Source organism: Nonomuraea harbinensis, from assembly GCF_019396385.1.
GTDB lineage: Bacteria > Actinomycetota > Actinomycetes > Streptosporangiales > Streptosporangiaceae > Nonomuraea > Nonomuraea ferruginea.
The window spans coordinates 12952-26929 of sequence record NZ_JAHKRN010000051.1 but is presented as its reverse complement, the minus strand read 5'-3'; the positions used below and the strand labels follow the sequence as shown (position 1 = coordinate 26929).

At 69.8% G+C, this 13978-nt stretch carries 15 protein-coding genes; 4 read left to right on the top strand and 11 right to left on the bottom strand.

What is annotated here, in order from left to right:
• Positions 1-71: 71 nt before the first annotated feature.
• Together KME79_RS36040 and KME79_RS36035 are read left to right on the top strand one after the other, a co-directional pair.
• Positions 72-1373: an MATE family efflux transporter gene (locus tag KME79_RS36040; protein ID WP_219549801.1), complete on the top strand. Its 1302-nt coding sequence runs from the start codon at positions 72-74 to the stop codon at positions 1371-1373.
• 88 nt (positions 1374-1461) lie between these two features.
• Positions 1462-2931 (top strand): APC family permease, encoded by a 1470-nt coding sequence (locus KME79_RS36035; RefSeq protein ID WP_246640993.1) that lies wholly within the window; start codon positions 1462-1464, stop codon positions 2929-2931.
• Here the strand turns inward: KME79_RS36035 and KME79_RS36030 are convergent.
• From KME79_RS36030 to rpsF, 7 genes are all read right to left on the bottom strand, one after another.
• The gene (locus KME79_RS36030; RefSeq protein ID WP_219549799.1) at positions 2928-3671 is read right to left on the bottom strand and encodes an amino acid ABC transporter ATP-binding protein; all 744 of its coding nucleotides are present in this window, start codon (positions 3669-3671) and stop codon (positions 2928-2930) included. The two genes, KME79_RS36035 and KME79_RS36030, sit on opposite strands and share 4 nt — an antisense overlap.
• On the bottom strand, positions 3668-4516 hold the full coding sequence (locus KME79_RS36025; protein ID WP_219549797.1) for an amino acid ABC transporter permease: 849 nt from the start codon (positions 4514-4516) through the stop codon (positions 3668-3670). The genes KME79_RS36030 and KME79_RS36025 overlap by 4 nt, the downstream gene beginning before the upstream one ends.
• Positions 4513-5379, bottom strand: a complete 867-nt coding sequence (locus KME79_RS36020) for an ABC transporter substrate-binding protein (RefSeq protein ID WP_219549795.1) — start codon at positions 5377-5379, stop codon at positions 4513-4515. The genes KME79_RS36025 and KME79_RS36020 overlap by 4 nt, the downstream gene beginning before the upstream one ends.
• A gap of 216 nt (positions 5380-5595) precedes the next feature.
• Positions 5596-6042 carry a 50S ribosomal protein L9 gene (gene rplI / locus KME79_RS36015; RefSeq protein ID WP_148035962.1) on the bottom strand — a complete coding sequence of 149 codons (447 nt, stop codon included), beginning with the start codon at positions 6040-6042 and terminating at the stop codon, positions 5596-5598.
• A gap of 14 nt (positions 6043-6056) precedes the next feature.
• Positions 6057-6293 (bottom strand): 30S ribosomal protein S18, encoded by a 237-nt coding sequence (gene rpsR, locus KME79_RS36010; RefSeq protein WP_020543048.1) that lies wholly within the window; start codon positions 6291-6293, stop codon positions 6057-6059.
• A 66-nt stretch (positions 6294-6359) separates the two neighbouring features.
• Positions 6360-6920, bottom strand: coding sequence for a single-stranded DNA-binding protein (locus KME79_RS36005; RefSeq protein ID WP_148035961.1), 561 nt, complete (start codon positions 6918-6920; stop codon positions 6360-6362).
• A 93-nt stretch (positions 6921-7013) separates the two neighbouring features.
• Positions 7014-7304, bottom strand: coding sequence for a 30S ribosomal protein S6 (gene rpsF / locus KME79_RS36000; RefSeq protein ID WP_148035960.1), 291 nt, complete (start codon positions 7302-7304; stop codon positions 7014-7016).
• A 191-nt stretch (positions 7305-7495) separates the two neighbouring features.
• Between rpsF and KME79_RS35995 the strand changes: the two genes are divergently transcribed.
• Entirely contained in the window at positions 7496-7807 is a 312-nt protein-coding gene (locus tag KME79_RS35995; RefSeq protein WP_148035959.1) for a hypothetical protein, read from the top strand.
• A 44-nt stretch (positions 7808-7851) separates the two neighbouring features.
• On the opposite strand, the gene KME79_RS35990 is transcribed toward KME79_RS35995, so the two are convergent.
• Positions 7852-8031, bottom strand: coding sequence for a hypothetical protein (locus KME79_RS35990; protein ID WP_219549793.1), 180 nt, complete (start codon positions 8029-8031; stop codon positions 7852-7854).
• Between the two features lie 73 nt (positions 8032-8104).
• Here KME79_RS35990 and KME79_RS35985 point away from each other — a divergent pair, with 73 nt between their 5' ends.
• Positions 8105-8848: a deoxyribonuclease IV gene (locus tag KME79_RS35985; RefSeq protein WP_219549791.1), complete on the top strand. Its 744-nt coding sequence runs from the start codon at positions 8105-8107 to the stop codon at positions 8846-8848.
• Between the two features lie 63 nt (positions 8849-8911).
• Here KME79_RS35985 and KME79_RS35980 read toward each other — a convergent pair whose 3' ends face one another.
• Genes KME79_RS35980 through KME79_RS35970 form a run of 3 tightly spaced genes read right to left on the bottom strand, consistent with a single transcriptional unit; the run spans position 8912 to position 13949 of the window.
• Positions 8912-9976, bottom strand: coding sequence for a mannosyltransferase family protein (locus KME79_RS35980; RefSeq protein ID WP_219549789.1), 1065 nt, complete (start codon positions 9974-9976; stop codon positions 8912-8914).
• The gene (locus tag KME79_RS35975; RefSeq protein WP_219549787.1) at positions 9973-11313 is read right to left on the bottom strand and encodes a glycosyltransferase family 87 protein; all 1341 of its coding nucleotides are present in this window, start codon (positions 11311-11313) and stop codon (positions 9973-9975) included. The genes KME79_RS35980 and KME79_RS35975 overlap by 4 nt, the downstream gene beginning before the upstream one ends.
• Positions 11310-13949: a transglycosylase domain-containing protein gene (locus KME79_RS35970; RefSeq protein WP_219549785.1), complete on the bottom strand. Its 2640-nt coding sequence runs from the start codon at positions 13947-13949 to the stop codon at positions 11310-11312. Before KME79_RS35970 ends, KME79_RS35975 begins: the two co-directional genes overlap by 4 nt.
• Positions 13950-13978: the final 29 nt, after the last annotated feature.

Below are 13978 nucleotides of genomic sequence, written 5' to 3'. Positions count from 1 at the left end.
GATACGATGTCCACCGGCTGTGGAGGGAAGAAAGTTGGCAACCTGCGTCCCGTAAGGGGCATAATCGATGAATGCCCATTACGCCCCAGGATAGGGAGATATTGCGGCTGGCCGTGCCCGCATTCGGCGCGCTGGTGGCCGAGCCGCTCTTCCTGCTCTCCGACTACGCGATCGTGGGCCACGGGCTGGGCACCACCGCGGTGGGCGCGCTGGGCGTGGCCGGCACGGTCCTGACGACGCTGGTGAACCTCTGTGTGTTCCTCGCGTACGGCACGACCGCGTCGGTGGCGCGGCAGACCGGGGCGGGCCACCACGAGCGGGCGATGCGCCACGGGGTGGACGGCATCTGGCTGGCGCTCGGCATCGGCGCGGCGCTGATCGCGGTCATGTGGCCGCTCGCGCCGCCGGTGGTGGACCTCTTCGGCGCCGCCCCGGACCAGGCCGAGCAGGCCGTGACGTACCTGCGGATCAGCCTGCTGGGCACCCCGGGCATGCTGGTGGTGCTGGCCGGTACGGGAGTGCTGCGCGGCCTCCAGGACACCGTGACGCCGCTGGTGGTGGCGGTCGGCTCGTTCGCGCTCAACGCGGTGCTGAACGCCTGGTTCGTGCTGGGTCTGGACTGGGGCATCGCCGGGTCGGCGTGGGGCACCGTACTGGCGCAGACGCTCGGCGCGACCGTGTACGTGGCGGTCGTGGTCAAGGGCGCGCGGCGGCTGCGCGTCCCCCTGCGGCCGGACCCGGCGGGGGTGCGCCAGGCGGGCACGGCCGGGTTCGCGCTCCTGGTCAGGACCGTGTGCCTGCGGGTGGTGCTGGTGGTCGCCATGGTGATCGCCACCAGGATGGGGCAGGCCGAGCTGGCCGCGTACGCGATCGCCACGCAGGTGTGGACGATGCTGGCGTTCGCGCTGGACGCCATCGCCATCGCGGGGCAGGCGATCACCGGGCGGGCGCTCGGCGCCGGGGACGTCGAGGCCACCCGGCGGGCCACGCGGCGGATGGTGACGTGGGGCGTCTGGTCGGGTGCGGTGCTGGGGCTGCTGGTGCTGGCGGCGCGGCCGCTGCTGCCGGGCCTGTTCGACGCCGACCCGCAGGTGACCGAACAGCTGCTCGCCGTCCTCTGGCCGGTGGCGCTGTTCCAGCCGATCTGCGGGGTGGTGTTCGTGCTCGACGGCGTGCTGATCGGCGCCGGTGACCAGCGTTACCTGGCGTGGGCAGGGGTGTGGACGACGCTGGCGTACCTGCCCGCCGCCGCCCTCGCGTCCGGGATGGACATCGTGGCCCTGTGGTGCGCGCTCGGGGTGTGGATGGTGGCCAGGCTCGTCACCCTGGCCCGTCGCGCCGCCGGCTCCGCCTGGCTGGTGGTCGGGGCTTAGCACCGTGACGCTTCCGTGCTTGCTGTCGCCGGAAGTGGTGAGGCACTGTGGGCGGGTCTCATGAGCGGGGTGTGTCACTTTGTCCGCAATGATGCGACGGCTGCCACCAGCCGAGGCGACCGGCCTCCGCACCGGCGCGCGCCATGCGCTGGCCCAGGTGTACCGGACCTCCGACCTCGTGGTGCTCGGACTCGGCGTGATGATCGGCGCCGGGATCTTCAGCATCGCCGGGCAGATGGCGGCGACGAAGGCCGGTCCCGGCGTCATCCTGTCCTTCATGATCGCGGGCATCGCCTGCCTGCTGGCCTGCCTGTGCTACGCCGAGCTGTCGTCGACGATGCCGACCTCCGGCAGCGCCTACACCTTCACCTACGTCATCTTCGGCGAGATCTGGGCGTGGATCATCGGCTGGGCGCTGATCCTGGAGCTGCAGCTGGCCGCGGCCGTGGTGTCGCGGGCGTGGGCGCAGATCACCGTGGGCGCCATCGGCAACTTCGGCGTGCGGGTCCCCCGGCCCGAGGTGGTCGAGAACGTCCTCGTCCTGGTCATCCTGGTGCTGCTGACCGGGGTCGTGGCGGCCGGCGCGCGGATCGGCCTGCGCGCGCTGTGGGTGATGGTGACCGCGAAGCTGCTGGCCATCGGCGCGGTCATCGTGGTCGGCGCGACGTACGTGGACGTGGCGAACTTCGGCGACTTCCACGCCGAGCCGCAGCCGGTCACCACGCCGACGGCGACCGTGCTGGACCTGTTCGTCGGCCAGGGCCAGACGTTCGGCTGGTCAGGAGTGTTCGCCGCCGCCCCGGTGATCGCGTTCGCCTACATCGGGTTCGACATCGTCGCGACCGCGGCCGAGGAGACGGTGAACCCGCGCACGGTGGTGCCGAAGGGCATGATCCGCAGCCTGGTCGTGGCCACGGTGATCTACATCGCGGTGGCCGCCGTCATGGTGGGGATGGTCCCGTACACGAGCATCTCGGTGGAGGCGCCGCTGGCGAGCGCGTTCCAGGCGGTGGGCGCCGGGTGGATGACGCACGTCATCGACGTGGGCGCGGTGCTCGGGCTGACCACGGTGATCCTGGTGCTGCTCGTGGGGCAGACCCGGGTGCTGTTCTCGATGGCGCGCGACGGGCTCATCCCGCGCCGGTTGGCGGTGATCAGCCGGGCCTACCACACGCCGTCGCGGGTGACGCTGGTGATCGGCGCGGTCGCGATCGTGCTGGCCGAGTTCGTGCCCGTGCTCACGATGCAGGAACTCGTCGTCATGGGGACGCTGTTCGCGTTCATGTTCGTGGCGGCCGGGGTGATCGTGATGCGGCGCAGGATGCCGGAGCTGGAGCGCGGCTTCCGGGTGCCGCTGTCGCCGCTGCTGCCGATCCTGTCGCTGGTCGCCACGTTCTGGCTGATGGTGAACCTGCAGGTGCACACCTGGGCGTGGTTCGCCCTGTGGATGGCCTTCGGGGTGCTGGTCTACCTCGGGTACGGCAGACACCGCAGCCTGCTGGCCGACCCCGGCCGGGCCGCCGCGGCGACGCCCGGACGGGGCAGGCACCGGCGTTAGAACCGGCCCGACTCCAGCACGCTGCCCAGGAAGGCGCGGGTGCGGTCGTGCTCCGGCTCGGTGAAGATCTTCTCCGGCGGGCCCTTCTCCAGCAGCACGCCGCCGTCGAGGAAGCACACGGTGTCGGAGATGTCGCGGCAGAAGGACATCTCGTGCGTCGTCAGGATCATCGTCATGCCCGACTCCTTGAGCTCCCTGATGACGGCGAGCACCTCGACGACCAGCATGGGGTCGAGCGCGGAGGTGACCTCGTCGAGCAGCATCACCCGCGGCTTGGTGGCCAGGGCCCTGATGATGGCCACCCGCTGCTGCTGGCCGCCGGAGAGCCGGTCCGGGTAGGCCCCGGCCTTGTCCGCCAGCCCGAACCTCCGCAGCAGCTCGTGCGCCTCCTCCTCGGCCTGCGCGCGGCCGACCCGGTGGACCTGGCGCGGGGCCAGGGTGATGTTGTCCATCACGGTCATGTGCGGGAACAGGTTGAACGCCTGGAACACGGTGCCCAGGCGCCTGCGCACCGCGTCGACGTCGACCCGCGGATCGGTGATCTCCTCGCCGTCGAGATGGATGGTGCCGTCGTCGGCCGTCTCCAGCAGGTTGACGCAGCGCAGCAGCGTCGACTTGCCCGAGCCGGACGCGCCGATCAGGCTCACCACCTCGTGCTGCTCGACCTCCAGGTCGATGCCGCGCAGCACGACGTTGCCGCCGAAGCTTTTCCACAGGTTGTGGATGGTCAGCACGCTCATGAGCCCTGCCTCTTACGCGCCTTCGCCGACAGGTGGTCGGTGTACCGGGCCAGCGGAATCGTCAGCAGGATGAACAGCAGCGACGCCACCAGGTAGGACGTGTAGTCGAACTCCCGCGAGGCGATGATCTGCGCCTGCCGGACCGCCTCCATGAGGCCGAGCGTGGCCACGAGCGAGGTGTCCTTCTGCAAGGAGATGAAGTCGTTCAGCAGCGGCACCACCACCCGGCGGGCGGCCTGCGGCAGCACCACGAAACGCATGGCCTTGCCATGGCTCAGACCCAGCGAGCGCGCCGCCGCCACCTGGCTGGGGTGGATCGACTCGATGCCCGACCTGAACACCTCCGCGACGTACGCACCGTACGAGAGCGTCAGGGCGATGACGCCGAGAGTGACCAGATCGTTCGGGATGCCTTGCAGCTTCAGTGCCGGGAGTCCGAACCCGACCATGAGGATGACCAGCAGCGTGGGCACGCCACGGAAGACGTCGACGTAGAGCGTGGCCAGCGCCCTGATCGGGAAGAGCGCGGGGCTCCTGGTGCCGCGGGCCAGCGCCACGAGCAGGCCAACGACCAGGATCAGCGGCTCCGCGATCAGGAAGATCTTGATGTTGATCAGGAAGCCATCGGCGACCGCCGGCACCGATTCGAGGAACATCTCCGGATCGAAGAACGTCTCCTGCACCCGGGGCCAGCCGGGTGCGCTGATCACGACGGTGACGACCAGGGCGACGAACAGGATCGTGGAGATCGTCGCGACCGAGGCCGTGCGGCGGCCCTGTGACGCGAGAACCCGCTCGCGTTCGCGCTGGCGTTCGCTCTTGACCCAGACCGGGTCGGCGGTCACTTCAGCTCCGGCGCGCCCGCGGCCTCGCTCAGCCACTGCTGCTCGATCTTGTCCAGGTCACCGTTGGACTTGAGCTTGTCGACGGCCTTGTCCACGCAGGACTTGAGCCCGCTGCCCTTCTCCATGACCAGCCCGAACTCCTCCGGGGTCTCGCCGGTCGCGCCGAACTGGCCGACGATCTTGGAGCCCTCGACCTGCGCCGCCGTCACGTAGAAGGCCGTCGGCAGGTCGAGCACCAGAGCGTCGATCTGCTCGTTCTTCAGCGCGTTGATGGAGTCGATCTGCTCGTTGTAGACGTTCGGCTCCGCGCTGGGCTGGATCACGCTCTTGACGGCGTCCAGCGCGGTGGTGCCGACCTGCACGCCGATCTTGGCGTCCTTGAGCTCGGCCAGCGAGGCGGCGCCGGCGAACTTGCCGTCGCCCAGCGTCACCACGGACTGCTTGACCGTGTAGTAGCCGTTGCTGAAGTCGACGGCCTTGGCCCGGTCGGGCGTGATCGAGACCTGGTTGATGTCGAAGTCGAACCGCTTCTCGCCCGGGGCGAACGCGGTGTCGAACTTGACCGTCTCCCACTGCACCTCGTCGCGGTCGAAGCCCAGCTCCCCCGCGACCGCGTACGCGACGGCGCTCTCGAACCCCTGTCCGTTGGCCGGGTCGTCGTCCTTGAACCACGGCTCGAAGGCGGGCTTGTCGGTGCCGATGGTCAGCTTGCCCTGGTTGACGAGCGTGAGCTGGTCCTTGGTGCACGCCGTGGACGAGGTAGGAGAGGCCGCCGCCGTCGTCGCCGTTTCGTCGACGGGCGCGCAGGCGACGGTCGCGGCCGCCAGCGCACCGAGCGCGATCAGCATCGAGGGACGGGCCATGGGGAGCCTCCAGGGGGAACGCGAGAGGAAGAACGTGAGAATTCTACGCGGCCACGGTGGGGATCAAGTCCCCCCACCTGCGCGTACAGGGCCGCGCGAGCGGCATAGTACGGACACGACCCTACGAGCGCGGCCCTGGCTGCGGCAAAAGGGGGCAAAAGGCAGGCCCCCTCCCCGCCGGAACGGGAAGGGGGCCGGTGAGGCCGGGGCCTGGTGTCAGCCCGCGACGACCTCGACGTCGACGGACGCCGAGACCTCGGGGTGCAGCTTGACGGTGACCTTGTGGGCGCCGGTGCTCTTGATCGGGTTGACGATCTCGATGCGACGGCGGTCGAGGATCGGGCCGCCGGCGGCCTTCACGGCGTCGGCGATGTCGCCCGTGGTGACCGAGCCGAACAGCCGGCCGGACTCGCCGGCGCGGGTGGCCAGGCGCACGCGCAGGGCGCCGAGCTGGCCGGCGACCTCCTTGGCGGTGCCGAGGTCGCGGATCTCGCGGGCGTCGCGCGCCTTCCTGATGGACTCGATCTGGCGCTCGGCGCCACGGGTCCAGCGCATGGCGTAGCCGCGCGGGATGAGGTAGTTACGGCCGTAGCCGTCCTTGACCTCGACGATGTCACCGGGGGTGCCGAGGCCGGAGACCTCGTGGGTGAGGATGAGCTTCATGTCGACAGACCTCCTTAGCGCGCGGTGCTCGTGTAGGGCAGCAGAGCCACCTCACGGGCGTTCTTGATCGCGGTCGCCACGTCGCGCTGGTGCTGGGTGCAGTTTCCCGTCACCCGGCGCGCACGGATCTTGCCGCGGTCGGAGATGAACTTCCGCAGCAGCGCCGTGTCCTTGTAGTCGACGTAGGAGATCTTGTCGTGGCAGAACAGGCAAACCTTCTTCTTGGGCTTGCGCAGTGCCGGCTTGGCCATCGTGGTGCTCCTCTCAGAGCCCCGCTGTCAGAAGCGGGAATGGACTCGGACTGGATTTCTGGTGGGTTAGAAAGGCGGTTCGTCGCTGAAGTCGCCACCGCCGCCGAAGCCGCCGGAGGAGGACCCGCCGCCCTGCTGCTGGCCGCCGCCCTGGTAGCCGCCGCCACCGCCGAAGCCGCCGCCCTGGGGCGGGGCGGGCGTGGCGGACGCCCAGGGGTCGTCGGCCGGGCCGCCGCCGAAGCCGCCGCCGCCACCCTGCCGGGAGGTGCGGTTGACCTTGGCGGTGGCGTTGCGCAGGGACGGGCCGACCTCGTCGACCTCGACCTCGTAGACGGTGCGCTTCTCGCCTTCCTTGGTCTCGTAGGAGCGCTGCTTGAGCCGCCCCTGGACGATGACCCGCATCCCGCGCTGGAGGCTCTCGGCGGCGTTCTCCGCCGCCTGGCGCCACACGTTGCAGGTGAGGAAGAGGCTCTCGCCGTCCTTCCACTCGTTGGTCTGGCGGTCCATAAAGCGCGGAGTGGACGCGATGCGGAACCGGGCCACCGCTTGCCCCGTCGGGGTGAAGCGCAGCTCGGGGTCGTCGACGAGGTTGCCGACGAGGGTGATTACGGTGTCGCCTGCTGCCATGGCTTGCGCTCGCCTTCCTGCACGTCTTCGCTTGGGATTACGGCTCAGACTACGGTCGCGGCCCGACAAAAAGCCGGGCTACGAGCGGCTCCTTCAGTGGTTGTCCGGACGCAGGACCTTGGTGCGCAGAATGCCCTCGTTGAGGTTCATCTGCCGGTCGAGCTCCTTGACCGTGGCCGGCTCGGCGGACAGGTCGATGACGGCGTAGATGCCTTCGGACTTCTTGTCGATGTCGTAGGCGAGACGGCGACGGCCCCAGACGTCGACCTTCTCCACGGTGCCGCCGTCGTTGCGGACCACGGTGAGGAACTGGTCGAGGGACGGTGCCACGGTGCGCTCATCGAGCGAAGGGTCCAGAATGACCATTACTTCGTAACGACGCATGCGGGACTCCTACCTCCTCTGGACTGTTGCGGTCACGACGCTCTGCCGTGACAGGAGGACGCTGACGTCTGACCCGGACGCCCCCTTCGGCGCTCCGGGGTGACGGGTCTCCCATCACAACGCAGCCTGACCAGGTTACCAGCAGCCCGCTGATGGGAAAGCCTGTCAGAAAGCCAAGGAGGTGCTCCGCAGTGCCACACTTCCTCCAGCCCGCCCAGACCGAGCGGTTCCGGCTCACGCTCAACACCGACGGCCGCCGGCATCCGGTGGAGAACACCCTCGCCGTGGCCGCGGTGGTGTGCGGGCTCGTCGCGTTCGCATCCCTGTTCTTCCCCGGCGGGCACGTCGTCGCTTCCTGGGCGGGCACGCTCGGTCTCGGCATCGGCTTCTACTCGCAGTACGTCTCGGTGACCACGCCGCAGCGTTCGCTCAACATCGTCGGCATGGTGTCCGCGTTCGTCGGCGTCGCGCTCGGCATCGCGGGCGGCGGCTACCTTCCGTAAAGCGAACGGCCCGGGCCGGAGCCGGGGCCGTTCGGTGATATCGGTCATCCTCCGATGTGCAGGTCCACGCCGAGCAGGACCAGGAACCAGAGGAAGATGGCGAGCAGCGCCTCGGCGACGTCCCTCAGGATGGCCGGGGTGATGTAGTCGTACACCCACGCCACGTAGATGCCGATGATCACGTAGACGAGCAGGATCAACGACCGCCAGCGCCAGCGGGTCATATCGTCTCCTCGGGGTAGGGGGTGCAAGCCGACTGCCCCGCCGCAGGTCAGTCAAACGGATAGGCTCCATGACATGGTGCGCATCGGAGCTCACGTCCACCAGGACGACATCACGGCCCACGCCGAGGCCGTCGGCGCCGAGGTCGTGCAGTTCTTCCTCGGCAACCCCCAGGGCTACAAGAAGCCCGTGCTGCCCGCCCAGCCGGTCGAGGGCGTCGACATCTACATCCACGCCCCCTATCTGGTCAACGTCGCCACGACCAACAACCGGATCAGGATCCCCAGCCGCAAGCTGCTCGCCCAGCACCTGGAGGCGGCGGCGAGCATCGGCGCCAAGGGCCTGATCGTGCACGGCGGCCACCTCGGCAAGGACGAGGACCCGCAGGTCGGCTTCGACAACTGGCGCAAGGTGTTCGAGCGCATGGAGTGCCCGATCCCGGTGCTGATCGAGAACACCGCGGGCGGCGACAACGCGATGGCCCGCAGGCTGGAGAGCATCGCCCGGCTGTGGGACGCGCTCGACGGCTTCGACGTCGGGTTCTGCCTCGACACGTGCCACGCGCACGCGGGCGGCGAGGAGCTGCTCGGGCTGGTCGACCGGGTCAAGGCGATCACCGGCCGGATCGACCTGGTCCACTGCAACGACTCGCGCGACGACTTCGGCTCGGGCGCCGACCGTCACGCCAACATCGGCAACGGGCGGATCGACCCGGAGCTGATCCTGGAGGTGTGCCGGATGGCCGGGGCCCCGGTCGTGGTGGAGACTCCGGCGGAGGGCCAGGCGGACGACATCGCGTTCCTGAGGAAGAATCTGTAGACGATGTACACAACCTGTGGATAACTTCCCTGGATTACCGATGCCGTCTAACGGGTATAGAGATCAGCCCGCCCAGGCGCCTTCCAGGAACCGGGCCGTGTTCAGCACCATCAGCGGCCCCGAGACCAGCGCGTACGCCACGATCACCCACCGTCTCCTGGTGGCGAGCAGGGCCAGCGCCACCCAGAGCGGAAACCACAGCAGCAGCGAGCGCGGCACCGACAGGTAGTACGCCGACGTCATGAGCGCGGCCGCCTGCAGCCCCGTGTAGACGGCCTCGCTCCACCTGCGCAGCGCCAGCAGCCAGATCAGCCCGATCACCGCCACCACGGCGCCGGCGATCTCCATCCGGAAGGCCGGCGCCATGTCGCCGCCGCCCATCGCGTTGTTCCAGGTGACCGCCCAGGCGTCCCAGGGCCACACCATCTCGCGCCCCCAGCCGGCCTCCTGCGCGTGCTTCCACGCCAGCCAGTCGCCGGTACGGGTGTAGTGGTAGAAGGAGTAGCCGGCCAGCGGCAGGAACGGCACGGCCAGCCAGGGCGCGCGGCGCAGCGGGGCCCTGCTCAGGGCGAACTCCGCGATCAGCGCCGCGGCCAGGAACAGCCCGGTGATACGTACGCACGAGGCGCCGGCGGCGAGGGCCGCGGCCGCCGGCCAGCGGCCCTGCCGGGCGGCCAGCCAGGCGGGGATCGCGAAGGCCAGGAACAACGACTCGCTGTAGCCGGCGCTCAGGAACACGGCGGCGGGGAAGAGCACCAGCCCCAGCACCGCCATCCAGCCCTGCGCGCCCTCGTGCTCGGCCAGCCTGGCCAGCGCCACCATGGCCACCGCCCCGGCGACGAGCGAGACGATCAGCCCGGCCGCCGACCAGTCGGGCACCACCAGGTGGACCAGGCGCAGCGCCGCCGGCAGGCCGGGGAAGAAGGCGGGCAGCCCGTCGTCGGCCGGCCGGGCCGGGTCGCCGTCGTAGCCGAAGCGCGCGATGGTGACGAACAGGTGCGCGTCCCACCGCTCCCACCGGCCGAGATACTCGTGCAGCGACACGCCCAGCAGCGTCGTCACGAGCAGGCCGATCCGCGAGCCGAACCAGATCAGCAGCGCGTCCCGGCCGGCCGAGCGGGTGATCATCGGAAGGCTAGGCTCCGCAGCGTGAACCGGTCAGGCGCCTCGTCGAACACCCCGCCGATCTGGTCGTCCACACCTCCCTGGCGCACCAGGTCCTTGTCCGGGCGCAGGATGTCGCGTACCACGAACGCCATCATGATCCCGATGGTGATGACCCGTCCCCACACGGCGGTGAAGTACGTGTCGTCCCCGATGCCCAGGTCGGTCCGGGAGAGCGGCGCCTGGTTGAGCAGGTAGAGCCAGATCGCGAAGAAGTACCAGACCTCGGCCACCTGCCACAGCGCCAGCGGCTTCCAGTTCGGCCTGGCGAGCACCGCGAGCGGCACCAGCCACAGCACGAACTGCGGCGACCACACCTTGTTCGTCATCATGAACGCGGCCAGCGCCAGGAAGCAGATCTGCGCCAGCCGGGGCCGGCGCGGCGCGGTCAGCGTGAGCACCGCGATGCCCAGGCAGAGCAGCGCCAGCGAGACCATGCCGAGCGTGCTGACGTCGGTCTCGCCCAGGATCGGCCAGCCCTTGTTGTGGAAGAACAGCCACGGCGAGCCCCAGTCGACGCCACGCTCCTGGGAGAAGACGTAGAACCGGCGCCAGCCGTCCCAGGCGAAGACCATGAAGGGCAGGTTGACCGCGAGCCACACGCCGGCGGCGTAGCCCATGGTGACCAGGAACGGCCGCCATCGCCCCGTACGCCAGGTGAGCAGGAACAACGCCCCCACGAACATCAGCGGGTAGAACTTCGTGGCGATGGCCAGCCCCAGCAGCACGCCGGCCAGCACCTGCCGCTTGCGCGCCCAGGCCAGGAGCATGCCCACGGACAGCGCGCCGGCGACGAGGTCCCAGTTGATGTAGGCGGCCAGCACGACCGCGGGCGCGAGCGCGTACCAGACGGCGTCCCAGCGGCGGGTCGGCCCGGCGGCGGCGGCCATCAGCAGCACGCCGGCCACCAGGCAGAGGCCCATGAGCACGACCGTGATGTCGTAGAAGCGCGCGGCCTGTGCCGCTATCGCCTCCTGGGTCACGCCCGGCTCCAGCCACCGCGCGATCCAGGCGACCACCTGCATCACCTCGCCGAGCACCACGGGGTACTCGACGTGCTTGTCGAACGGGACGTCGGCGAAGTAGGGGTTCTGGGTCGCGAGCTGCCGGTCGAAGTAGAGCGGGTAGATGTCGGTGTAGCAGAAGTTGGTGTACGTGGCGGTCTGGTCGTTCCAGCCGCCGTTGCGGCACGGCAGCCGCATCACGTACGCGAGCGTCGCCCCCAGGACCGCGAACAGCCCCAGGGGGAGATACGGCACGACCCGCGCCATGGACGGGCCGCGCCTCAGTATCGCCGTCACCGTTCCTCGCGCCTGCCCGGCGGGGAGTCCTGCCCGTTCCTGCTCCCGCCCATGAAGCCGTCGTCCACCGGGATCTCGTCGTCCTGGTTGGGGTCGACCGACACGTTGCCGTCGTCGTCGGAGCACGGCCCGATGACGCAGTCCTGCTCGGTGCCCTGCTGGTCGTTGTCGAACGGGTCGCCGGTGTCGAGCTCCAGCGAGTCCTCCGTGGGCGTCGGGGTCGGGGTCGGCTTGGGCACGAGGTCCTCGGTGACACCGGTGTCGGCCCGCTCGGGGAACGGCACGACCTTCTGGCCCTTGGTGGCCTCGGTCATGAACGACTTCCAGATCGCCGCCGGGTAGGTGGCGCCCTGGAACCCGGAGCCCAGCGGGATCTCGTACGGCCTGGAGTACGGGTTCTCCATGGTGTACTTCTTGCTCTTGCCGCGGGCCCAGGGGCAGTTGTCGTTCACCGGCTTGACGACCTTGCCGCTGTCGGTACGGCACTGCTGCCTGAACAGGCCGACCGCGGTCGACACCTGCGGGGTGAACCCGACGAACCAGGCTTCCTTGTTCTCGTTGTTGGTGCCGGTCTTGCCGGCCACCGGGCGGTCGTAGAGCGCGGCGTTGCGGCCGGTGCCCTGCTTGACCACGGCCTCCAGCGCGATGACGGCGTCGGCGGCGGCCTCCGGCGAGATGACCTGGGCGTAGCTCTTCTTCTCGGTGAGCACGGTGTCGCCGTGCTTGTCCTTCACCTCGATGACGACGTGGTTGTCGTAGTGCCTGCCCTGGTTGGCGAAGATCGAGTAGCCGCCCGCCTGCTCCACCGCCGACACCGTGCCGCTGCCGATGGTGATCAGGTAGTGGTGCTGCTCCATGGCGGCCTCGAGCCGCTTCTTGCTGAGGCCCGACTTGCTCGCGATGTCGATGACCTTGTCGAGGCCGACCTTCTCCCCCATCTTGGCGTAGGCGGTGTTGACGGAGCTGGCCGTGGCGCTCACCACGTCGACGCCCGGAGCCTTGAACGCGTGGTCGTTGTCGATCGGGGTGGTGCCGGGCAGCTTGACCGGGCCCTTGGTGGGCACGTAGCTGCGCAGGCTGTAGCCGGCGTCCAGCCAGGCGGCCAGCACGTACGGCTTGAACGCCGACGCGGCCTGCTTCTGCGACTGGAAGGCGTCGATCCACTGGTCCTTGGCGTAGTCGGCGCCGCCGTAGAAGGCGAGGACCTGCCCGTTGCGCGGGTCGACGGCCGCCAGGGTGGTGTTGATCTCCGGGTCGAGGCTGCCGGTGTGCTTGTCCACCGCGGCCTTGGCGGCGCGCATGAGCTTGAGGTCGAGCGACGACTTGATCCTGTAGCCGCCCTTCTCGACGTCCTCCCTGGGGATGTCCAGCGACTCCAGCTCGTCCAGGACCACCTGGACCATGTAGCCCTTGATGCCGTTGAACGGGTTCTTCGGCTTGTACTTGGTCCGCTTGGGAGCCGTGGGCGACTTGGCCGGGAGTGCGCCGTAAGCCTGCGGGTCGAGCTTGGCCATCTGCCCGAGCGCGTAGTCGTAGCGCTCCTCGGTCGGGGCGAGGTTGCCCGCCTTCTCCTCGCGGTCGAAGCGGTCCGGGTTCTGGATGCGGCCGGCGAGGTAGGCGCCCTGCTCGGGCGTGAGCTTCTCCACCTTCTTGCCGAAGAACGCCTCGGCTGCCGCGCCGATGCCGTGGGCGCCCCGGCCGAAGTAGATGGTGTTGAGGTACTGCTCCAGGATCTGCTCCTTGGAGATCTTGTCGCTCAGCTTGACCGCGACGAAGATCTCCTTGACCTTCCGCTGGATCGTGCGCTCCTGGGACAGGCCGTCGTAGTAGGCGCGGGCCATCTGCTGGGTGATGGTGGACGCGCCCTGCACCTGCTGGCCGCTGACCGTGCTGTAGAGGGAGCGGACCATGCCGCTGAAGGAGATGCCGGAGTCATCCCGGAAGGTGTCGTTCTCGGCGGCGATGACCGCGTCCTGCACCGCGCGCGGCACCTGGTCGTAGGTGACCGGGATGCGCTTGGTGCCGAGCCTGGCCAGCTCGGTGCCGTGCCGGTCGACGATGATGCTCTCCTGGTCCTCCACACCGTCTTGGACCTGGTCCTGGGTGGGAACGGGAGTGTTGGCGTACGCGACCGCGATCATGCCGAAGACGCCCGCGGACAGCACCACGAAGCTGGCCACGACGAGCTTCCAGCTCGGCAGGAACTTGCGCCACTTGGGGCGGTCGTCGCCGCCCTTCGGCGGGCCGTCCGGCGGCTCCGACGGGCCGCCGGGCCCGCCGCCGCTCCTGCGCGCGCGCCGGGGCGCGTCGCTGACCATCGTCTCCTGGTTGCTGCGGGCCCGGGTCTCCTGCTCGGGAGCCCGGCGGCGGGAACCGGCCGCGCGCCTGCGACCGGGCTGGCCCGGAGCGCCCGGCTGCTGACCGGGCTGAGGGCTCGGCTGGCGGCTGGGCTGCTGACCGGGACCGGGCACGCCCGGCTGGGCGGGCGGCGCCGAGCGCGGGTTGGCGCGGGTGGGCGGGTCGTTGTACGGCTGCGCGGCCATCGCGCCGGTCTGCTCGTACGCGGCCTCGGGACGACGGGCGGGCGGCCCGCCCCAGCTGGACTCGCCGGTTTGCGGCGGCGGCTCCTGGGGCACGGAACGAGTTGAGCCGGAGCGGCGGCGCC